Genomic DNA, 22,066 nt, shown 5'->3' with positions numbered 1-22,066 from the left:
CGCTGCTGATGCCGTGCGCCAGCGGCCCGGTCCAGCGATCACACCGGCCACCGCCTCCATGACGTTTCCTCCCGACAGTTATGGCCTACGGCACCAGCCCGGTCGCCTTGATGACAGTGCTCACGGGTGGGGGGGGGCGATGACGGCGCGTCCTTGGATCCTGCCGTCGTGCAGGAGCTGGTATGCCTCGTTGGCGCGTTCCAAGGGGAAGTGCTCGACCAGCATCTTGATCTTTTGCTGCTGGGCGAGGGTGATCACGTCCATCAGTTCGGGAAGGGAGCCCCAGTAGGGCGAGGCGACCGAGCACTCGTGCGGCGGGCTCGAGAAGTTGACGGGCAGGGCTCCGCCGCCGAGACCGACGATGGTCAGGTGGCCAAGCACCTTGGCCACCTGAGCAGCCATCCGCAGAGTCGGGTCTATGCCGACCATGTCCAACACGAGCTGAGCGCCCTGCTGTCCCGTCATGTCCTTGATACGCGTCACCGCCTCCTCGCCCGAGAGCAGCACCTCGTCCGCACCCAGGCGCTTGGCCGTTTCCAGCTTGCCGGCATCGGTGTCCACGGCGACGACGGTGGTCGCCGCGCTGAGCGCTCGGACCATCTGGATGGCCATCTGGCCCAGACCGCCCACCCCGATCACCACCGCGGTCGAGCCCGGCCCCAGCAGGTGCACCGATCGCTTGACGGCGTGATAGCTGGTTAGCCCCGCGTCGCTGAGCGGGGCGGCCTGGCGGGGGTCGAGGGTGCCCAGCGGAATGAGGAATCGCGCCGCCGGGACCAGCAGGTACTCAGCCATTCCGCCGTCGTGACCGCCTCCCAGGCCCCCGCCCTGACCACTGACCTTCTGGCAGTAGTTCTCCCGGCCCTCCCGGCAGTTGGCGCACACCCCACAGCCCCAGGGGCCGTAGACCATCACAGGGTCCCCAGACGCGAACCCGGTGACACCCGCTCCCAGCCTCTCCACCCATCCCGCATTCTCATGGCCGAGCGTGAAGGGCAGTTCCGTGGCGAACCCGGGTGGTGGTCCGGGTGCCTCCATGATGTGCAGATCCGAGTGGCACGCACCGGCACCCCCGACCTTCACCAGAACCTGCCCCGGCCCGGGCTCGGGTACCGGCACCTCGCGCAGCTCGGGCGGTTGCTGCCATTCAACGAGTTGAAAAGCACGCATAGCGATCCTTTACGCACGCCGATTCAGTCGCGGATCCCGTCGATGTCGACCAGGACGTGGCGCGGGCCGCGGAAAATCGGCTCTCCTGTCGCTTCCGTGGGTCGCTGACCAGGGCTGATACGCAGAACACGCCGTAGCCCGGCTACGTTTCGACTTGCGACAGTACGAAACGGAAGAACCTGGATACGGCGTGCGATCTGCAAGCATATGGACTCGGCTGCTCGGAGTCGAACACACGGTGGTCGCGTCGGTCGAGGCCGAGGAGGGCAACGGCGCGGAGGCGGGCCCCTGGGATGTGGTGATCGTGGCCCATGCCCGCCCGGCGAAGAGGCGGCGGCAGCGGTGCGGGGTCTGCGGTCGCCGGTGCGCCCGGTTCGACAACGGCGAGGGCCGCCGGCGCTGGCGTGCCCTGGACCTGGGGGTGGTCCGGGCGTTCATCGAGGCCGACGCGCCGCGGGTGTCCTGTCCCGAGCACGGTGTGGTCGTCGCCCACGTGCCCTGGGCCCGCCACGGTGCCGGGCACACCCTGGCCTTCGACGACACGGTGGCCTGGCTGGCCACGCACTGCTCGAAGACCACGGTGGTCCAACTGCTGAGGATCGGCTGGCGCACGGTCGGCGGCATCTGCGCCCGCGTGTGGTCGGACGTCGAACAGCGCGTGGACCTGCTCGCGGGCCTTACCCGGATCGGCATCGACGAGATCTCCTACAAGCGGCACCACAAGTACCTGACCGTGGTGGTCGACCACGACAGCGGCCGGCTCGTGTGGGCGGCGGCCGGCCGGGACAAGGAGACACTGCGGTCCTTCTTCGACCTGCTCGGACCTGAACGCTCCGCGAAGATCACCCACGTGTCCGCGGATGCCGCCGACTGGATCGCGAAGGTAGTCGCCGAGCGCTGCCCGCAGGCGGTGCGGGTGATGGACCCGTTCCACGTCGTGCAGTGGGCCACCGACGCCCTGGACACCGTGCGCCGCGAGGTCTGGAACGCCGAGCGCGGCGGCAAGGGCCGCGCCACCCCGGGCTCGAAGTCACTGAAGAAGGCCCGCTGGGCCCTGTGGAAACGCCCTGAGGACCTCACCGAACACCAGCGCGCGCAACTGGAGTTCATCGCGAAAGCCCACCCCGTCCTGCACCGCGCATACCTGCTCAAGGAGGGCCTTCGCCTGGCGTTGAAATCCGGCCCCGACACCCCCGAGGCCCTCCTCGACTGGGTGTCTTGGGCCCGCCGCTCCCGACTGGAGCCCTTCGTCAAGCTGCAACGGGCCATCGTCAAGCACTGGGACGCCATCACGGCGGCAGCCGAGCACTCCATGAGCAACGGGATCGTGGAGAGCATGAACACCAAGATCCGCCTGATCACCCGCATGGCCTTCGGCTTCAAGGACCCCGCAGCGCTCATCGCACTGACCATGCTCAGCCTCGGCGGCCACCGACCCCACCTACCAGGGCGTCAAGCTGCATGAACCTACCCACGGAAGCGACAGGAGAGCCGGAAAATCTGGTTGTGGCGGTACGGCGGTGGGTCCTCTACGAGCCGGGGGTTGTCCACCCGGCGGATGAACTCGCCGACCGCGACCTGGACCTCGAGCCGCGCGAGCGGAGCGCCGAAGCAGAAGTGGATGCCCTGGCTGAACCCGAGGTGCTGGTTGTCCCGGCGTTCGAGGTCAAGCTCGTCGGGGTTGGCGAACCGCTTCGGGTCGCGGTTCGCCGAGCCGTATGCCAGGAAGATCGGTGCGCCCTTCGGGATGGTGGTGCCCGCGATGTCGATGTCTTCCACGGCGGAGCGGGTGTGCCAGAACTGGACCGACGACTCGAAGCGCAGCAACTCCTCGACCCCGGGCACGATCAGCTCGGGCCGGCGGCGCAGCTTCTCGAGCGCGTCGGGGTGCCGCAGCAGGGTGAGCACGCTGTGGGCGATGAGATTGACCGTGGTTTCATGCCCGGCGAAGATCAGGAGCAAGGCATTGCTCACGAGCACGCCCTTGGACATCCCTCCCTCCGGGCCGTCCTCGTTCACCATCGCCGAGAGCATGCCCGGGCAGGGCTGCTGGGCGTACCGGTCGAGCAGCTCAGCTGCGAACTGTCCGAACTCCTTCACGGCCTGGCGACCCCCGGCCAGTCGGCTCTGCATCTCCTCGGAGGCAGCCTCGGGGCCGAAATCCAAAGCGTCCAGGGCCGTCTCGATCCAGCTGTGGAAGCGTGACTCGTCTTCCAGTGGCACGCCCAGGACCTTGCAGATCACGGTCACCGGCAGGGGGTAGGCGAACTCGTCGACGGCATCGATCCGGGTCTTGCCCTGCATGTCGTCCAGGAGACCGTCCACGATGCAGCGGATCTCGGGTTCCAGGTCGGAGATCAGGTGAGGGGAATGGGGCGGGCCGACGAAATGCGGCGTCATCATCCGACGATCTCGATCGTGCTCGGGTGGATCCTGGGTGATGATGTTCGGCTCCAAGGAGATGACCGCCTCCGTGATCGGCTCCGCCTCCGCCGAGCCCTCGGCCGGGGCCGCAACCGGGACGGGGAGCTTCCTGATATCCGAACTGACCCGAGGGTCGTGGAGCAGCGCGACGATCTCTTGGTAGGTACTGACGACGTAGGTGCCGTCCGGCTGCCGCGCCACCGGTGTCCTGCGGAGTTCCTCGTAGAACGGGTACGGATTGGCGCGGTTGGCGTAGCGGAGGGCCTGCTGCCAGGGGGTTTCCTCGACCACGAGGCTCCACTCCTTCTTCCTGTCGATGTTGTCCGCTTGCACGCCCGATCCGGCGGGCGCGTCAACGAGGGCGAGACCGGAACTCGGCGCTCCGCTCGCTCGGGTCGTGGCCGGTGAGGACGACGTCGGGAATAGCCGTCGGGACGCCGGGGTGCGGGAACTCGGCCGGAATCGGCTTCATCTCGGGGGGCTGGTCCCAGCCCGGCGACGGAGGCGGGAACGGACCCGATTGCTCGATCAGCTTCCCGTAGTACTCCAGCCACTTGCCGTGATCGAAGGTGACGGCGGCGACGATGCGGCCCCGGCGACCGTATGCGGCGGCGAAGTGGCGCTCCTTGACGGACCCCTGCGTGAAGACGATCTCGTCGCCGAAAGGAGGCACGCCGACGGACTTGATGTTGACGCCGAACTGACCGGACCAGAAGCCGGGCAGCAACAGATGCGGGCGATAGTGGGGCTCGAGGTTCACCATGTTGTGGGCCGCGACCTCGGCGCCGAGAACGGCATTGTCCCAGTGCTCCATCGCGAGGAACTGGTACTCGTACAGAACGTGGGGCGCGCGCGCCACGTCCCCTGCCACGTAGATGCTGTCGGTGACCACGCCGTTGATGTCGAAGGCGCGACCGCCGGCGTCGCAACCGACGCCCCAGAAACCGGACGCCAGCTCGGCGCCCTCCAGCCATTCCACGTTGCGGATCGACCCTAGCGAGGCCACCACCACGTCGGCGTGGATGGTGGTTCCGTCCGAGAGATGAGCACGCCGCACGTGTCCGCCGGAGTCGCCCTCCAGTGACGACACGCCCAGCCCGCAGCGCAGATCCACGCCGTGGTCGCGCTGCATCTCCGCGGCGATCTCACCGATCACCCCGCCGAGCGCGCCGACCAGCGGCGCTGAGCCCCGCTCGACGACGGTCACCGGGAGATCGAGTTCCCGGCAGGCGGAAGCCACCTCCGAGCCGATGAACCCGGCCCCGATGACCATGACCCGCGACGGCGGCGCGGCCAGCGCCTTTTGCAACTGGGCGGCATCATCACGCGAGCGCAGCGTGTAGACCCCGTCCAAGGCGGCCTCGTCCGGGTTCGGCCACTGCCGCGCCCGGGTGCCCGTGGCGATCAGCAACCGGTCGTACGGTATCTGCTCGCCGTCGGCCAGGCGTACCTGCTTGGCAGCCCGGTCCAACCCGGTGGCGGCCACCCCGAGCTGCCACTGCGCATTGACTTCTCGCAAACGGGGCAGCTTGGTATGGTCGGCCGGCACCCAGCCTTTGAGCACCTGCTTGGACAGCGGAGGACGGTCGTAGGGCTCATACGGCTCGTCCCCGATGATGGTCAGAGGCCCGGTGAAGCCCTCCTCGCGCAGGGCTTCGGCGGCCCGCAGTCCGGCCAGGGACGCACCGACGATGACGATCCGGCCGTTGGCCCTGAACTCGTGCACCAGCGCTGCGACCGTTGCCGGCACGGTCATGGCGTCGCGCTCCCTTCCGCGCCGCCCAAGCGGTCGATCACGATCGCCTGCACCGGACACGCCGCAGCGGCTCGCTCAACCTGGAGGCGCCGCTCGTCATCGGGGTTCGGCTCGTAAGTGAGCGCCTCCTGGCCATTCAATCTGAAGACCTCGTGCGCCAAATACACGCATTGTGCGTATCCCTGGCACCGATTCAGGTCCACGGTGATTCGCATGGGCAGACTCCTTCCGATCTGCCGCCCAGCCGGACAGCCCACCCGCCCCGGCCGACGCCACCGGCTGAGCACCCGCTATGTTCGATCTTCTTCGCCATGGCGGTACCTTCGCGGTGACGCTTACTGCCGGCGAGCGTCACGGTCCGAAAGGTCGCGGTACAGATCCGATGGCGTCGGCATCAAAGTTTGCCCCGGCCGTTCCGCCCTAAAGAAATGGTCGCGCCGTCTTCCGGCGACGGCAAATCCGCTGTCACGGAAGATCTCTCAGGGCAGCTGTAGTTCTTGAGCACTGACCGGTTCGTGCAGGTCCGGGGGCTTCCGGAGTGCCTGCCCGCATGGAAGCGGCCACCGTGATCATGAGCGTTTGTGGAGACAATACGGCCCCGGCCGACCGAGCCGGCTGAAGCCGCTGATCACGCCTTGCACGCCCGGTCACCACCCTCGAGGACCTCGTGGGGTGCCACCGATTGTCCCGGGCAATGTTGGGTAGCGGGCGGAGTTGACGGACATCCTCCCGGGGCCGAAGCCCCTGATATCGAATGTCCGGCAAAGCGGATCAAGCCCCAAGGCTGGGTAGTTAACGGATTCGCGCTGGTGGCAAGCGAGTTGGCGGGTGTTCCGTGACGGAGCGGGGAACAAGGGCAACGGAGGCCCGTTGGAGCAGGTAGTCCGCCAAAACCTCTTCCGTTACGGAGCTCCGTTGCCTGCACGCCATTGTGCCCTGCCGCCTGGTCTGACGACCGTGACCCGAAGCCTCACCGTGGCAGGGGGCCGCTTCGCTCCCGGCCATCTGGGCGAGTCGACCCAGGTTCTGCCGTTCGAGCTGGTCGACGCGGTCCTGGAAGAGACCCGGAGTGTGCAGCGCAGGCTGCGGGACCTGCCCTCCCCGGTCGGGGTGTACTTCGTGCTCGCGAGGCGCCTGTTCCCCGAGGTCGGTTACCGGCTGGTGTGGCAGAAGCTGATCACAGGCCTGATCGACCACGGATGATCGTGGAGGCGGAGCGGGGTCGGCCGGTCGGGGGGCAGCGCTCAGGGTGTGCCGGCGCGCCCACCTCCTCGTCGACCGCGGCACAATCCGGGGGCTGAGGAACATCCATGTCAGATCGTGCGCTAAGAAGCTGTTGTCTTTCCGAATGTGATCGCTGCGTTTTCGCTGCTCAGGCATGATGTCGACGGTTCTGCGGCAGGGACGACACGTCGTGTTGTTTCGTCGGGGAGGTATGCAGGTGCCGTCGGTGATGGGGCTGTTGGAGGCTCGGGAGTCGGCTGCTCGGGTTCGGGTGGAGGAAATGCGTGCCGAGGCGGACCGGGTTCTGACCGAGCTGGCGGAGGCAGAAGCCGTGCTGGAACGGCGGGTCGTCGCGCTTGCGGAACTGGCCGAGGCCCTGACCGCGGGTGCTGTGCCGCAGGAGCCGGTCCGGCCGGCACCGGTTCCGGTCGAGGTGAAGGCGCCCGTGGACGGATCAGTGGTTCCCGAGTGGCGCGAGGGGGTCACGGCTGTGGTGCTCGCGCCGGAGTACCGGCGGCTGCTGGGCGTGTTGGAGGCCGACAGCGGCAGGGAGGGGCTGCGGGCGAAGGACCTGGCTGCTCGGTTGGGCCTGGAGTTGGTGCCCGCGAAGGTCGAGGGTGTGCGGGGCAAGGCGAAGCGGCTGGTGGCACGGGGTTGGCTGGTTGAGGACCGGCCGGGCCTGTTCGCCCTCCGATGCCCGGGTGAGTGAGTGATCAGGTGCGGCGGCGGGCGAGGCGGCGTCCCATGAGCATGGCCATCGACCATTGCACGACGGCTTCGCTGGTGGCGGGCCGGGTCTCGTAGTCGCGGGCCAGGCGCCGCGAGCGCATCAGCCAGCCAAGGGTGCGCTCCACGCACCAGCGTCGGGGCAGTACGACGAAGCCGCGCATGTCGTCGCTGCGCTTGACGATCTCCAGGGTGAGGCGGAGTTTCTGCCTGGCCCAGTCGACGAGACGGCCTGCATAGCCGCCGTCGGCCCACACGAGTCGGATCTTGCGGTGGCGGGCCAGCAGGTGGGGCAGCATGCCACAGGCGGCGTCCCGGTCGGTGACGTCGGCCGGGGTGACCAGCACCATCAGCAGCAGACCGAGGCAGTCCACGATCAGGTGCCGCTTGCGGCCGTTGATGCTCTTGGCGCCGTCGAAGCCCCGCGACACTGCCGGGACGGATGCGGCTGCCTTCACCGACTGCGAGTCGACGATCGCGGCCGTCGGTTCCGTGTCCCGGCCCTCGCTCTGGCGGACCCGGCCGCGCAGCCGGTCGTGGAACTCGCCGATCAGGTCGTGGTCACGCCAGCGGCGGAAGAAGGCGTAGACGCGGTCCCAGGCGGGGAAGTCCGCAGGCATCGCCCGCCACTTGATCCCGTTGTCCACGAGATACCGGATCGCGTCGATCATCTGCCGGTGGCAGTAGCCCTCCGGCTGGCCGCCCTTACCGTTCATCCATGCCGGCACCGGGAGCAGGTCCCGGACCACCGCCCACTCTGCGTCGGTCGTGTCCGACGGGTAGCGTCGCACACGTTTCCCACGATCGCCCGCATTGCCGTACACGTGCGCGAGGCAATCACACGGCCGGGCAGGCGAGTTGGACGCAGCGGGCAACGGCACGGAAGACTGCGGCACCAGGGCCTCCTGTTGCTCATGGACTTCGACACCCACGAGCTGTGCAGGAGGCCCTGCCTTCATGCCCGGCAAGCCGGAAGATCACCCGACCGAGTCGCCGCACTCGTACCCACGCTCACCGTGATCGGTACGACAACGGCTTCTAAGCCTTCTCGGAGTTGCTTGGTGCTTTGACCTGGGGTGATCGCCCGTCAGAGCCTTCGTAGGTCGCTGTTGTCGATCTTCGGAGAGTTGTTGTGGCGGTCGAGTTTCTGTCGGGTGAGCAGGTTGGGTACGGGGCGTTTGTCGGGGCGCCGTCACGTTCGGAGTTGGAGCGGTACTTCTTCCTGGACGACGCGGACCGGGAGGCGGTGCAGGGCAAACGGCGTGCGCACAATCGGCTCGGGTACGCGGTCCAGCTCACGAGCGTGCGCTACTTGGGCCGGTTCCTGCCGGACCCGCGGCAGGTGCCGGAGGAGGTGGCCGAGTACCTGGCCGAGCAGCTGGAGATCGCAGACCCGTCATGCCTGAAGGAGTACGGCGGACGGGACGGCCCGCACCCACGCCGGGGAGATCCAGGAGGCCGGAGGCTGGCGGGACTTCGCCGAGGTCTCGGCCGAGCTGAGTGAGTGGCTGGACGCGCGGGCCTGGACGACTGGGGACGGGCCGAAGGCGTTGTTCGACGCGGCGGCGGGATGGCTGCGCGAGCGCAGGGCGCTCCTTCCCGGGGCGAGCCGCCTGTCACGGCTGGTGGGCAATGTCCGGGAGGCGGCGAACCAGCGGCTGTGGAACACCCTGTATGGGCTGCTGAACACCGGCCAACGAGCGGTGCTGGACTTGCTGTTGACGGTGCCTTCCGGCGCGCGGGTCTCGGAGCTGGACCGCCTGCGGCGCGGGCCGGTGCGGGTGTCGGGCCCGCAGATGAAATGGTCCTTGGCCCGGGCAGAGGAGATTGCCGATCTAGGTATGGGTGAGCTGGACGTGTCGGGGATACCGCCGCGCCGGCTCGCGGAGCTGTCGAGGTACGGGGTGGACGGCAAGGCGACGCTGCTTAAGCGGCACAACGACGCGCGGCGCCTGGCAACGCTGCTGGCCACTGCGGTGCACCTGACGACGCGGGCGGTCGATGACGCCCTGGACCTGCTGGAGGTGCTGATCGCCACGAAGCTGCTGGCCAAGGCCGAGCGGGAGACGGCCAAGGAGAAGATGAAGAGCCTGCCGAGGGTCGAGCGGGCCGGGGCGAAGCTGGCGACCGCGTTCCAGGTCGTCTTCGACACCACTGCCGAGCAGGTTGATACCGACACCGGGGAGATCAGTGCCCCGAAGGTGGAGACGCTGGCGGCGATGTGGGAACAGATCGAGGCGGTGGTGCCGCGCAACGAGCTGGCTGCCGCGATCGCTGCGCTGTTTGAGCTGACCCCGCCGCTGGACTCCGATGCGGATCAGGCATGGCGGGCGATGCTGGCCACCCGGTTCGGCACGGTGCGGCCGTTCCTGAGGCTCCTGGTGAAAGTCGTGGACTTCGGCGCGACTCCGGAGGGTGCCCCGGTGCTGGCCGCGCTGAAGTCGCTGCCGGAGTTGATGGGCCGCAAGAAGGTCGGCCCGGCCGAGATCGACACCGAGCTGCTGGCCGGGTCGTGGCGGCGTCTGGTGCTGGCCGCGCCGAACCTGGAGCCGGGGACGGTGGACTGGAAGGCGTACGTGTTCTGCGTGCTGGAGCAGTTCCACCGCATGCTGCGCCGGCGGGAGATCTTCGCGAAGAACTCCTCCAAGTGGGGCGACCCGAGGGCGAAGCTGCTGGCCGGTGAGGCGTGGGAGCAGGCCAAACCCACCGTCCTTGCGTCCCTGGGCCTGCCCGAGGGGGCGGACGAACACCTGGCGGCGCGGGCCGCGCTGCTGGACGGTACCTACCGGGAGATCTCGGGCCGTCTGCCGGACAATGCGCAGATCTCTTTCGACGCTGACGGCCGCTTGCACTTCGCCGCGCTGGAGCCGGAGCCGACCTCCCTGCTCGACCTGCGGGCGGCGGTGAACGCGATGCTGCCCCGCGTCGACCTTCCGGAGGTGCTGCTGGAGGTGTTCTCCTGGACCGGCGCCGACCAGGCGTTCACCTCGGTCACCGGCGGCGAGGCCCGGCTCAAAGACCTCCCCGTCACCATCGCGGCGCTTTTGGTCGCGCACGGCTGCAACGTCGGCTACACCCCCGTCATCAGCGGCATCGACGCGCTGAAGTACGGGCGGCTGTCCCACGTCGACCAGACCTACTTGCGCCTCGCGACCTACCGGGCCGCGAACGCCACACTGATCGACACCCAGGCAGCGATCCCGCTCGCCAGTGCCTGGGGCGGAGGGCTGGTCGCCTCCGTGGACGGAATGCGGTTCGTGGTGCCGGTGTCCTCGGTCTACGCCCGGCCGAACCCGAAGTACTTCGGGCGGCGGGGCGGTGCCACCTGGTTGAACATGATCAACGACCAGGCGGCCGGACTCGGCGGGAAGGTAGTGGCAGGCACCCCTCGCGACTCGCTGTATGTGCTGGACGTCCTCTACGACCGCGACGGCGGCAAGCGCCCGGACATGATCGTTACGGATACCGCCTCGTACTCCGACATTGTCTTCGGACTCCTGACCTTGGCGGGTTCACCTACGCGCCGCAGCTGGCCGACCTGCCCGACCAGAAGATGTGGCACATTGACCGCACAGCGGACTACGGCGCGTTCCAGGACGCGGCCCGCGGCCGGGTCGACCTGGTCCGGATTGAGCGGCACTGGGAGGACATCCTGCGGATCGTCGGCTCCATCCACACCGGGGCCGTGCGCGCCTACGACGTGATCCGGATGCTGTCCCGGGACGGCCGGCCCACCCCGCTGGGCGACGCGATCGCCCACTACGGGCGGATCGCCAAGACCCTGCACATCCTGCGCCTGGCCGACGAACCGGCCTACCGGCGGAAGATCAAGGTGCAGGCCAACCTTTAGGAGGGCCGCCACGCGCTCGCCCGGAAGATCTTCCACGGCAAGGCCGGGCAGCTCTACCAGCGCTACCAGGACGGCATGGAAGACCAGATCGGCGCACTGGGCCTGATGCTGAACGCGCTGGTGCTGTTCAATACCAGGTACATGGACGCTGCCGTCACCCAGCTGCGTGCCGACGGGTTCGACGTCCGCGACGAGGACGTCGCCCGCCTCTCACCGTTCGTACGGCACCACATCAACATGCACGGCCGGTACTCCTTCCAGCTCCCCGATCTGCCCGGTGGCCTGCGGCCCCTGCGGGATCCGGAGGCCGACGACGACCGGTAAGTCGATCGGCTCCGGCGCGTTGGTGCTGAGGCTCAAGAACTCTCACGGGTTCCGGTGTTCACCGGTGTGCGCGGAAGAACTCGGTGAGGTCGTGCGCGAGGAGCTCGGGTTCTTCGTGGGCGGCGAAGTGTCCGCCACGGGGCATGCGGGTGTACCTCGTGATGTTGTACGTGCGCTCGGCCCAGCTGCGGGGCGGCTGGGTGAGGTCGGCTGGGAACAGGGCGAGGGCCGTGGGCACGTTTACCCGCTCCACCCGCCTCGTCAGCCGCTGGGCGTATTCGTAGTAGGGCCGGAAGGAGGTCGAGATGGTGTGGGTGAACCAGTAGAGCGACGCCTGCGTGAGGAGGAAGTCGTCGCTGAACCGGGACGACAGGTCACCACCGCAATCGCTCCACGCACGGTACTTCTCGACGATCCAGGCAAGCAGCCCGGTCGGCGAGTCGGCCAGACCATAGCTCAGCGTGAGAGGGCGGGTGCTCTGTTCGTGCAGGTACCCGCCCTCTTCCGCGGACCACCCCGCGACGGAATCGAGGTACTCCTGCTCCTCTGGGGTGACACCGGCCGCGTCGTAGGCGACCGGACTGGCGATCGCCATCAGATGGATGCCCACCACGGCCTCGGGGTGAGCCTCGCCGAGCCGGGAGGTGATGCCGGCACCCAGGTCGCCCCCGTGCGCGGCGTAGCGGGCGAAGCCGAGTTCGTCGTGCATGAGCCGGTGCCAGATCTCATGTGTCTGCGGCTGCTTCGCGAGCGAGGGCCGCTGAGGTGAGAAGGCGAATCCGGGCAGCGAGGGGACGATGACAGTGAACGCGTCGGCGGCGTCACCCCCGTACCGCGAAGGCGTGGCCAGCCGGCGGGCGAGGGTGGTCAGTTCGATGAAGGAACTGGGCCACCCGTTGGTCAGGACGATCGGCAGGGAGCCGGGGTGTTCGCCGTCGAAGCGCAGGTAGTGGACGGGGGTTCCGTCGATGTCTGCGAGGTGAGACGGCAGGGCGTTGATGGTGGCTTCGTGGGTACGCCAGTCGTAGTCGGAGGCCCAGTAAGTGACGAGGCGTCGTAGTTCGCCGGAGTCGGTGCCGGTCTCCCAGCCGGTGGCGGGCCAGGGGGTCGGCCAGCGTGTGTTGAGCAGCCGTGAGCGCAGCTCGTTCAGCTCGGCCTCGGGGACGGCGATCACGGGCGCGTGGCGGGTCATAGGAGTCTCCAAGGTTTCGTTCTCACATGACAGCGGTGCGTGCCTGGGCGTCGGAGCCGCTCTGCGTGCGCTTTTCGGGGGACCGGCGGGTGGTACCTGCTATCACAGCGGACAGGGCCATGAGGATTGCGATGACGAGCAGGGCGTGCCCGACGGTGGTCTGGTTTGCGAGGAATCCGATGAGGGGCGGTCCGCCGACGAAGCCGCAGTATCCGATAGAGGTGATGACGCTGACGCGGCCGGCGGTACGAGCGGGCTCGTCGGCCCCGGCACTCATGCTGATCGGAAAGCCGAGCGCCGCACCCATCCCCCAGAGCAGACTTCCCGCGAACGCCAGTCCAGTGGACGGCCCAAGCGCGAAAAGGGCGACGCCGGTGGCGGTGACGGCGGCGGCTGTCCGAAGGACAGTGACCCGTCCGAACCGGTGGAGGACCGCTGGCCCGAGCCAGCGGCCGGCGGTGAGCGCGGTGAGGAACGAGGCGTACGCCAGCGTGCCGATCGTGGCGGTGACGTGGTGACGGTCGATGACCGAGACGCTGACCCAGTTACTGCCCGCCCCTTCCGCGACCGCGAAGGCCAGTGCGACGAGCCCGACCGCCACGGTGCGCGGTTCTCGCCACGCGCCCAGACCCGAGCGGGACATTTTCACCGGCGGTGGCACTGCGATGGGGCGCGCGGCGTGCTCAGGAAGGAAGTGCCGTGTCGCCGCGGGTATCGCCCCGGCGATGACCGCTGCGACCACGGCCACATGGATGCTTACCGGGATCCGCAGCGCGGTCATCAGCACACCGACCGCGGCACCGGCGACCGTACCGAGGCTGAACGCGGCAAAGAAGCGTGGCATGACGGGACGGCCGAGCTGCCGTTCGACGGACGCGGCGTGCACGGTCATCGCGACATCCCAGAAGCCCGTAGCCGCGCCGAGCAGGAACAGTCCGGCCACCAGCAGGGATGTTGAGAAGGGGTATCCGAGCGCGATGACGCCGAGGCTCGCGCTGACGAGCAGTGCCACGGCGGTGATGGCCCGGCGGGGGCCGATGCGTGTGACGACAGGTCCCGACAGGGGCAGCACGATCACGCCGCCGACGGCGATGGTGAGCAGCAGGAGTCCCAGTGATGCCGGGTCGAGGTGCAGCTGCGTGCGGATCTGGGGAGCCGGGAGGACCACGTCGATCCGGCGAGCCCCAGACCGGCGAAGACCGCGTAGGTTGCCCTCGCACCGGCCGTCACCTCTCGTGCTGTTGGCGCCGTCGGGACGGCTGCAGACGCTCTGGTCACGATCCCGGCCGGCCGGCTGGGCCGAGAGTCTGGTCGATCGCGTCCCGCGTCCTCTCGCGCGACTCCGGCGCGGTTGTGAGCAGAGCATGCATGATCATTCCCTCAAGCAGGGCGTCCAGGCGGGCGGCGCTGTCCGGGCCGGTGAAACGGGCCAGAACAGCGCGGCTGTCCGCCGTCCATTCCTGCGTCAGGGCTCGCAGTCCGGGGTTGCGGAGCGCCGCCAGGTGCAGCTCGAAGCCGAGGACCGCACTGCGGTGCCTGGCAGGACCTCCGTGGACGAGATCGACCAGGACCTCCACGAATTGCTCGTGCGTCTCGACGCTCTGGAACAAATTCTCGAACACCGCGGACTGCAGCTCGACATGCCGGGCGAACGCCTGCGTCTGGAGATCGGTCAAGCTGGCGAAGTGATAGGTGATCGACCCGAGCGGCACGCCGGCCCGGGCAGCGATGTGCCGATGCGTCGTCCCGGCCACCCCATGATCCGCAATGACGTCGAGAGTGGCGTCCAGGATGTGCGTCTTCCGGCCGGGGTCGTTGCGACGGGTCCGCCGCCCACCACCCGATCCACCGGAGGCCCGGCGCTCACCGCCGACCGCTTCCTTGGCCGTTTCACCTTCGGGAGGCTCCGCCGACGGCGGTTCGATGTGCAGCATGCGTACAAACGTACAAGCCTTAAGAACAGATGTACAAATCAATGGATGCTCACAGCCGCCACGCCGCGGCATCACACCTGCACCTTCGGCATACACACAACCGGCCGTTCGCCATGGTCTGCGGTCCGGACGGCTACCCTCACGCTCGCCTCAGCCCCGCCTGGCCGAAGGAAGCACTGCGACTTCCGGTTGGGCGCACTCGACATCCACATCGGCAGCCACCACACGATCCAAGCTCCGCCAGCGGCCGCCCCGGATCAGCGCCTGCTGTCACCCGGCGCGAGCAGGCTGGTGACTTCGGCGATCGCCTCCGGGGAGGGAAGGAAGTACTTCCGTACGTTCTCGGGCTTCTTGTGCCGGGACTTCGCCATCAGCATCAGCAGGCTCGCCCCCGCCTCGCCGAGGTGCGTGAGCCCGGAATGCCGCCACTCGTGCAGATCCCAACCCGTGCCACTTTTGCCGCCGAGGGCGGTGTGCTCGTCCAGCAACATGCGGGCCTGCCCGTACGACAGCCGGACCAGCCCGGTGTCCGGGCACACGTCGCGCGGCGCGAGGACCTTGCCTGGGCCCGGCCTGCGGTGGGTGACGAACACCGGCCCGCGCGTACGGCCCTTGAGCAGGCGGGGCAGCAGCCGGGCGGTGCCCGCGTCCCAGTACACGGTCTCCAGCACGAAGTCCTCGCGCATCGCGCCGCGGCGCCGGGTGCGCGGCCGGGCGCCCTTGGCCTTCACCGCGGCCCGGCGCCCGGCGAGGTCCAACTCCTCGATGTTGACTCCGAGGATCTCCTCCGACCGCGCGACCGTTTCGTAGAGCACCGCCACAGGGTCTTCTCCCGGAGATGGACATTGCGGCGGGCGATCAGCCGGTCGATGGCCATCTTCGAGCGGGCCGGGGTCTCAGAGTCCGACGGAGTCATCCGCTTCGCCCACGCCGGCACCTTCGGGCCGTTGTGCCCGTACTCGCCGCACCAGCCCAGCCACGACAGCACCGACGCCCGCCGGGCGTTCCAGGTGTTGACCGCCGCCTCGCCCCACAGCTCTTCGAGGGCGCCGCCGATCTCGTCGTCCGCGACCGTGGCGAGCGGGCGGGCCTCGCCGAGCCATTCGGCAGTCTTGCCGACCCCGATCCCGTAGTTGCGGACCGTGTTCGCGTTGCCGAGCGAGTCGAGGAACGCGTCCGCCGCGCTCCGTACGGTCAACGCCTTCCCGGCGGGCAGTCGTACGAGCGTCGGCACTGCTTCCCCTCTTGCCGCAGATAACAGGGCCTCTTCACGCACGGCCCCCGAGCCGTTCCCGCAGGTCGCGGTCGGCCGTCCCGCAGATAATAGGGCGTTATCTGCGGGAAGACTTCAAATCGCATTCGCTGCCGATGCTCCGTCAGCCGCCCACCAGGGGTGACGAGGGCTTAGCGCACGATCTGACATGGATGTTCCTCAACCCCCAATTCCACCCGCAACGAGAAGGGCACCGATCAGCCGGGACACTCGATGAGCTGTTCGGACCAGATCGTCTTCCGGCTCTGGCCATGGCGGCAGCCCCAGCGCGCGCCGAGTTGCGCGATGAGGAACAGGCCGCGTCCTCCCTCGTCGGTGGTTGCGGCGCGCCGCAGGCGGGGCTGGGTGGGGCTGGAGTCGGTGACCTCGCAGACTAGAACGTCGTGGCGAATCAGACGAAGTTCCGCAGGCGGACGACCGTAGCGGATGGCGTTGGTGACCAGTTCGCTGACGATGAGTTCGGTGGTGAAGACGAGGTCGTCCAGCCCCCACCTGGTGAGTTGGCGGGTTGTCCATGCTCGGGCCTCGGAGACGGCGGCCGGATCGGCCGGGATCTCCCAGTGAGCGGTGTCCCCCGCCGGGACGGCGCGGGTGCGGGCCAGCAGCAGGGCCGCGTCGTCGCGCGGCGCCTGGTCAGCCAGGTTGGCGAGGAGAGCCCGGCCGGTTTCGTCCAGAGCGCGATCCGGACGGCAGGACGCGGCGAGGGCATCCGTCAGGCACTGGAGCCCTTGGTCGATGTCGCGGTCGCTCCCTTCGATCAGGCCGTTGGTGCAGAACGCGAGGACGCTGCCCGGCTCGAGGTCGATCACGGTGGTCTCGTACGGCAGGCTGCCGATGGCGAGTGGTGGCCCCGGGGAGACCTTGACGACTTCGGCGGTTCCGTCGGGCCGGACCAGGACGGGGGGCAGGTGCCCGGCACTGGCCATGGCACAGCGTCGGGTGACCGGGTCGTAGACCGCGTACAGGCATGTGGCGCCGACGACGTCGTGGTGGTCGGGTGGGGCTTCGGCCACCAGGCGCTGGACCAGGTCCGCGATGCGGGCGAGCACCTCGTCCGGTTCGAGTTCCAGGTCCGCGAGCGTCTGGATGGCGGCGCGCAGGCGGCCCATGGTGGCGCTTGCGAGTATGCCGTGGCCGATCACGTCTCCGGCGACAAGGGCCAGCCGGAGAGAGGGCAGAGCAATGGCGTCGTACCAGTCGCCGCGGATTTCCGCTCCGTCGCCTGCGGGCAGGTAGACGCCGGCGGTCTCGGCGGCTGGCGTGTCGGTTGTGGCCGGGGGAAGGAGGCGCTGCTGCAGCGCCATGGCCGCCCGGTGCTCGCGCGTGTAACGGCGGGCGTTGTCGATGGCGAGCGCACCCCGTGAGGCGATCTGAGCCATGAGATCCGCCTCGTCCTCGGTGAAGGGGTCGGATCGGCCGCATCGCCAGGCCGATATGGCGCCGAGCGTGAGCCCGCGGGCATGCAACGGTGCCACCATCACCGAATGGGCGTCCTTCGGGACGAGATACTCGACCAGCTGCGGGTCGCTGACCATGGCGATGAAGTCGTCACGGCCGAAGACGACTGTCTCGCCGTGTCGGAAGCTGCGCAGGAGGGGGTGGTCGGGAAGGGGCGGGACGGGGTCGCCGCGCTTGATGCCGGCCGGCCACACTGCGGTGGCCGGCGCAAGGGCCGCGTTGTCCATGTCTCCACCGCCCAGCTGCTTCGAGGGTTCTTCCCCGTCGAAAACGGAGTGCGCAAGGTCGACTGCGGCGAGATCCCCGAACGCGGGTACGAGAACGTCCGCAAGGTCCTGTGCAGTGCGCACGACGTCCAGGGAGCCTCCCACCTGCTCGGCCACCTCGCGGGCGAGATCCAGATGACGGCGGGCACGCAGATCGTCGGCACTGTCGATGTAAAGGGCTGCGACCCCCGTGGGGCGTCGCCGCGAGTCCTCCAGACGGAAGGCGGACAGAGACAGCGCGTGCTGCCGCGCCGGATCGTGCCGCCAGCTCACCTGCAGGTTTCTGCGGACCACCGGGACACCCGTCACGAGCACCTGGCGCAGTACGGCCTCCAGGTTCTCGGCGTCCTCGGCACATAGCACGTCGCACAGCCGAGTGCCGGGATCCACTGGACGACCGTCGAGGGTGCCCGGCGTGGCGTTCGTTCGCACAGTGGACAGATCCGTGTCGTGCAGAGCGATCGTGATCCGGTCCTGTGAGGACAGTGCGCGCAAGAGCGCTGCGCCCTGATCGCGGTTGGTGACGTGGTGTGTGGGCGCCGCCAGGACAAGGAACTCCGCGGAGCCTTCCACCGGAGAGATCCGGAAGGTGGCATCGATGGTGTCGCCGGAGCGGTGCCACAGCCGTACGTGGCCGGATGCCGGCATCTCCCTGGCGTTGTGCAATTCGTCGGGGAGGTCGGCCACCAGCTCCTGTATGGGGCGGTCGCAGACTTCTTCGGCGGTGAACCCCGTCAGGTCCTTCGCCGTCCCGGTCCACCGGAGCACCGTGCCTCGGTCATCGAGCACGGCGGCTGCCACGTACTCGAACGGGGGCGGCCTGCCGCTGGGACCAGAACCGGACAGGCGCATCGTCCCTTGGATGTCACCTTCCGAGTGGACATCGTTGACGGTTTTTATATCCATTTTTCGCACTTCCTTCAGTAGCTCAGGCGATCGCGCGGGCTGTGGCCGGCAGGTCTTGCTCGGCCCAGACGACTTTGCCGTCCGATACGGAGCGGGAGCCCCACCTGCGGGACAGGTGAGCGATGAGGATGAGGCCGCGGCCGTTCTCGTCGAGGGTGCGCGGATGCCGCGGACGTGGGTGGCTGGTGCTGGTATCGGAGACTTCGCAGGTCAGAACCTCGTGCTGGATGAGCCGTAGGCGGATCGGCCCGCCGCCGTAGCGGATGGCGTTGGTGACCAGTTCACTGACGATCAGCTCCATAGTTGTCATGAGATGCTCCATCCCCCATTTGCTGAGCTGACGGGCTGCCAGGTGCCGGGCGATGCGGACGGCGGTCGGCTCGTTCGGCAGGGCCCAGGACGCGACCCGGGCCGGTTGGAGTGCGCGGGTTCGCACAAGGAGCAAGGTGACGTCGTCGGAGTGCTCCTGGGCGGGCAAGGTCTCGATCACTTCCGAGCACAGGTCTTCCAGGGACCGGTCGGATTGTGAAAGGGCGGCGCCCAGGCGGCTCATCCCGACGTCGATGTCGTCGTCGCGGGTCTCGACCAGGCCGTCGGTGTAGAACGCGAGCACACTTCCCTCGGGCAGTTCCAGATCCACGGACTCAAAGGCGAGCAGCCCGAGGCCGAGGCCGAGCGGGGCTCCGGCGGGCATTTCGGGGAAGGTGGCATGGCCCTGCGGGTCAATGATCGCGGGCGGGGGGTGCCCGGCCCGCGCCATCGTGCACCGTCGGGTGACCGGGTCGTAGACGGCGTACAGGCAGGTGGCGCCGACCACTGCGGGGACCTGGTCCGGGTCGTCGGCGTCTTCCTCGTTCAGCCGCCGGACCGTGTCATCGAGGTGCGCCAGCAGTTGGGCGGGGGACAGGTCCAGGTCCGCGAGCGTGCGCACGGCAGTGCGCAACCTGCCCATGGCCGCCGCGGCGTTGATGCCGTGTCCGACCACATCGCCGACGACGAGGGCCACCCGGGCGCCGGACAGCTCGATCACGTCGAACCAGTCACCCCCCACGCCGCGGTCCATGTCAGCCGGCACGTAGCGCGAGGCCACCTCGACGGCGGCGTGGCGTCGCACGCGGTGGGGGAGCAGGTCGCGTTGGAGCGTGAGGGCAGCGGTGCGTTCGCGAGCGTACTGGAGAGCGTTGTCCAGGCAGAGCGCGGCGCGGGTGACGAGCTCCTCGGCGAGGAGCAGATCATCCTCCTGGAACGGCGTCTGCTCCTTGGAGCGGGCGAACAGCGCCAGTCCCAGCACGCAGCGCCGCGCACGGATGGGGACGACCATCACAGAGTGGACCCCGGTGTCACGGACCTTCTGGGCCCGTACCGGGTCGTGGTCGACCCATGGGCTGGCGGTGTCCAGCACCGGTTCCAGGTGAGACCTGCCCGTGCGCAGGGCGTTGGCGAAGGACGAGGCCGGGTGGACGTGGACCACCTCTTCGCGCACCCACGGCAACTCCGGGACATCCGGGTCGATAGTGGCCAGACCGGCACGGCGCAGCAGAGCGGGGCGACCGCTCGTCGTGCCGATCCCCCCCGAGGGCTCCACCCCGAACGGAACCGACTCCACCAGGTCGACGACGGCGTGGTCGGCCAGCAGGGGCACGGCGAGGTTGGCCAGTTCCTGCCCGGTCTGCATGACGTCGAGGGTGCTGCCGATACGCGTGCTGGCTTCGCTGAGGATGGCAAGGCGCTCACGCGCCCGCCGATTGCCGGTGTTATCCACGCTCATGGCGCACACCCCAATTGTCTGGCCGTCGGCGTCCTGGAGGCAGAAGAACGAGGCCGAGAACACGTGTGACCGGCCCCGGCCCGCCGGCGGCCACGCCCGGTACTCGTGGACCTTGGTGGTGCCGCTCTCCAGCACCTGCCGCATCACTGCCTCGAGCGCTTCGGCCTCGAAGCCGGGGAACAGATCTTTCAGGCGGCGTCCGAACCATCGGTCACGAGGAACGCCCACGTGGTGCTCCATGACATCGTTCACCAAGGTGCAGCGCAGTTGCAGGTCATGAACGAGGATGCCGATCGGTGCGCGGGCCAGGAGCGACTCCCGCACCGGTCCGTTGGTCGCCCCCGAGGACAGGGTGCCGATGTCGGTCACGGACACCAGCCACCGGGTGCCGGCGTCCTGTCCCCACAGCAACGAGACCTGCAGAGTCATTTTGAGCGTGTGGCCGACGCGGTGGCGGACCGCCACGGTGCCGGACCAGCCACCCTGGGCACGACACTGCTCGACGTGCGACGCAGCCTTCAGGGCGTCCTCGGGAGGCGGCAGCACGTGTGCGGCGGACCGGCCTACCACCTCCCGGGCCGTGTACCCGACTAGCTGCCGGGCGGCATGGGTCCACCCGACCACCGTCCCCTCCGCATCGAGCATGGCTATCGCCGCGTCGGGCTTATCGCCGGAGTTCACCGGCTCAGCGAGTGCCGTTTCGTTGGTGTGCATCGCGGTTCATCCCTTGCAGTGCGTAGGAGGGGGGCATGTGGTGCGCCGATCCGCAGGGGCACGGCGTCCCTAGATTGAGCAATTTTCGGTCAAACCTGATGAAAGTGTCAGCTAATACCTCGAAAGCGTCAAGTCCCCCAATATTGATCGAATGATCAAAGTGGACGAACCAGGCCGTCCGTGAAATGATGCATTCATCAGAACTGCTAATGTCATTCGTGGTGGATGCCGATGTCAGCCTCGCGCAGGAATCGATACGAACGCCGTCGCACCGAGACCCGGAAGGCACTCGTCCGCGCCGCGCGGCAGATCCTGGCCGAATCCGGCGACACCAGCGCCAGCATCCACGCCATCGCGGAGCGCGCGGACGTGGGCTTCGGCTCCTTCTATAACCACTTCACATGCAAGCCTGACCTGTTCGACGCGGCCGTGGACGACGCCATGGAGGAGTACGCCCAAGCCATCGACGAACGCCTGCACAGCCTTGACGATCCCGCCGAACGCCTCGCCGGGGGCGTGCGGCTCAGCACCCGCATAGCCGAGTCACACCCGGAGATCATGCGAATCCTGTGCCACATCGGGCTCGGCCGCATATGCTCCAGCCGCGGACTGGCTCCGCGTGCGGAACGCGACGTGGAGCAGGGCATCGCCTTGGGCCGCTTCACCGTAGCCGACCCGGTCATCGCCCTGACCGCGCTGAACGGCAGCCTGCTGGCGCTCCTGGAGTTGGGGTTCAACAAGCCCGAGATCGACGCCGACCAGGCCGCAGGCAAACTGGCCGAGACGCTCCTGCACATGCTCGGCCTCTCCCCGGATGAGGCCCGCGACGTCGCCCAGCGCCCCCTTCCCGCTGCCGCGTGAAGACAACCCCATGTCGGCGCGCGGCCGACCGGGCGTCGACTGCGTACGGTGGCTCCAGTGGCCTGCGCCACCGAGCCCGGCTGTGTGCCGCCTGGTGGGCCCTGCGCTGGAGCTCAGCGGCAGGAGAGTGCGGAGCCGAGTCCGGTGCTGCGAGGATGCGGCGGACTACGCGCCGGGACCCGGACGCCGGCTCTGTCCGTGCGAGGTACGCCTGCGGCCG

General features: G+C 68.6%; 13 protein-coding genes and 3 pseudogenes. 5 read left to right on the top strand and 11 right to left on the bottom strand.

The features are described 5' to 3' along the window. Positions 1-120: 120 nt before the first annotated feature. Positions 121-1,170: an NAD(P)-dependent alcohol dehydrogenase gene (locus tag OHA03_RS45925; protein WP_267009883.1), complete on the bottom strand. Its 1,050-nt coding sequence runs from the start codon at positions 1,168-1,170 to the stop codon at positions 121-123. Between the two features lie 190 nt (positions 1,171-1,360). Here OHA03_RS45925 and OHA03_RS45920 point away from each other — a divergent pair, with 190 nt between their 5' ends. Beyond that, the gene (locus tag OHA03_RS45920) at positions 1,361-2,635 is read left to right on the top strand and encodes an ISL3 family transposase (RefSeq protein WP_267005943.1); all 1,275 of its coding nucleotides are present in this window, start codon (positions 1,361-1,363) and stop codon (positions 2,633-2,635) included. A 2-nt stretch (positions 2,636-2,637) separates the two neighbouring features. Here the strand turns inward: OHA03_RS45920 and OHA03_RS45915 are convergent, their stop codons facing one another. Genes OHA03_RS45915 through OHA03_RS45905 form a run of 3 tightly spaced genes read right to left on the bottom strand, consistent with a single transcriptional unit; the run spans position 2,638 to position 5,565 of the window. Continuing rightward, positions 2,638-3,927, bottom strand: coding sequence for a cytochrome P450 (locus tag OHA03_RS45915; RefSeq protein WP_267009882.1), 1,290 nt, complete (start codon positions 3,925-3,927; stop codon positions 2,638-2,640). Positions 3,928-3,946: 19 nt separating this feature from the next. After that, positions 3,947-5,350, bottom strand: coding sequence for an NAD(P)/FAD-dependent oxidoreductase (locus tag OHA03_RS45910; RefSeq protein WP_267009881.1), 1,404 nt, complete (start codon positions 5,348-5,350; stop codon positions 3,947-3,949). Further along, positions 5,347-5,565 (bottom strand): ferredoxin, encoded by a 219-nt coding sequence (locus OHA03_RS45905; RefSeq protein WP_267009880.1) that lies wholly within the window; start codon positions 5,563-5,565, stop codon positions 5,347-5,349. Before OHA03_RS45905 ends, OHA03_RS45910 begins: the two co-directional genes overlap by 4 nt. Before the next feature lie 721 nt (positions 5,566-6,286). On the opposite strand from OHA03_RS45905, the pseudogene OHA03_RS45900 reads away from it, so the two are divergent. Together OHA03_RS45900 and OHA03_RS45895 are read left to right on the top strand one after the other, a co-directional pair. Then, a pseudogene (locus tag OHA03_RS45900) lies at positions 6,287-6,538 on the top strand (transposase domain-containing protein); the annotation flags it as partial. Positions 6,539-6,854: 316 nt separating this feature from the next. Further along, on the top strand, positions 6,855-7,283 hold the full coding sequence (locus tag OHA03_RS45895; RefSeq protein WP_323181420.1) for a hypothetical protein: 429 nt from the start codon (positions 6,855-6,857) through the stop codon (positions 7,281-7,283). Positions 7,284-7,287: 4 nt separating this feature from the next. Here OHA03_RS45895 and OHA03_RS45890 read toward each other — a convergent pair whose 3' ends face one another. Next, positions 7,288-8,091, bottom strand: coding sequence for an IS5 family transposase (locus tag OHA03_RS45890; RefSeq protein WP_267009878.1), 804 nt, complete (start codon positions 8,089-8,091; stop codon positions 7,288-7,290). Between the two features lie 341 nt (positions 8,092-8,432). Between OHA03_RS45890 and OHA03_RS45885 the strand changes: the two are divergent. Then, positions 8,433-11,474: pseudogene (locus tag OHA03_RS45885) on the top strand (Tn3 family transposase). A gap of 58 nt (positions 11,475-11,532) precedes the next feature. On the opposite strand, the gene OHA03_RS45880 reads toward OHA03_RS45885, so the two are convergent. The 6 genes and pseudogenes from OHA03_RS45880 to OHA03_RS45855 all read right to left on the bottom strand — a co-directional run bounded on the left by OHA03_RS45880 (position 11,533) and on the right by OHA03_RS45855 (position 20,985). Continuing rightward, entirely contained in the window at positions 11,533-12,666 is a 1,134-nt protein-coding gene (locus OHA03_RS45880) for an epoxide hydrolase family protein (RefSeq protein WP_267009877.1), read from the bottom strand. Positions 12,667-12,688: 22 nt separating this feature from the next. Beyond that, positions 12,689-13,834, bottom strand: a complete 1,146-nt coding sequence (locus OHA03_RS45875; protein WP_267009876.1) for an MFS transporter — start codon at positions 13,832-13,834, stop codon at positions 12,689-12,691. A 106-nt stretch (positions 13,835-13,940) separates the two neighbouring features. Further along, positions 13,941-14,600: a TetR/AcrR family transcriptional regulator gene (locus OHA03_RS45870; RefSeq protein ID WP_267009875.1), complete on the bottom strand. Its 660-nt coding sequence runs from the start codon at positions 14,598-14,600 to the stop codon at positions 13,941-13,943. A 257-nt stretch (positions 14,601-14,857) separates the two neighbouring features. Then, positions 14,858-15,834 (bottom strand): annotated as a pseudogene (locus tag OHA03_RS45865) (tyrosine-type recombinase/integrase). Positions 15,835-16,070: 236 nt separating this feature from the next. Further along, on the bottom strand, positions 16,071-18,503 hold the full coding sequence (locus tag OHA03_RS45860) for a SpoIIE family protein phosphatase (protein ID WP_267009874.1): 2,433 nt from the start codon (positions 18,501-18,503) through the stop codon (positions 16,071-16,073). A gap of 22 nt (positions 18,504-18,525) precedes the next feature. Further along, positions 18,526-20,985, bottom strand: coding sequence for a SpoIIE family protein phosphatase (locus tag OHA03_RS45855; protein WP_267009873.1), 2,460 nt, complete (start codon positions 20,983-20,985; stop codon positions 18,526-18,528). 225 nt (positions 20,986-21,210) lie between these two features. On the opposite strand from OHA03_RS45855, the gene OHA03_RS45850 reads away from it, so the two are divergent. Next, positions 21,211-21,846 (top strand): TetR/AcrR family transcriptional regulator, encoded by a 636-nt coding sequence (locus OHA03_RS45850; RefSeq protein ID WP_267009872.1) that lies wholly within the window; start codon positions 21,211-21,213, stop codon positions 21,844-21,846. The last annotated feature ends 220 nt before the right edge of the window (positions 21,847-22,066 follow it).

This window comes from Streptomyces sp. NBC_00154 (genome assembly GCF_026342835.1).
In the GTDB taxonomy this organism is placed as follows: domain Bacteria; phylum Actinomycetota; class Actinomycetes; order Streptomycetales; family Streptomycetaceae; genus Streptomyces.
This window is presented reverse-complemented; position numbering and strand designations above follow the sequence as displayed.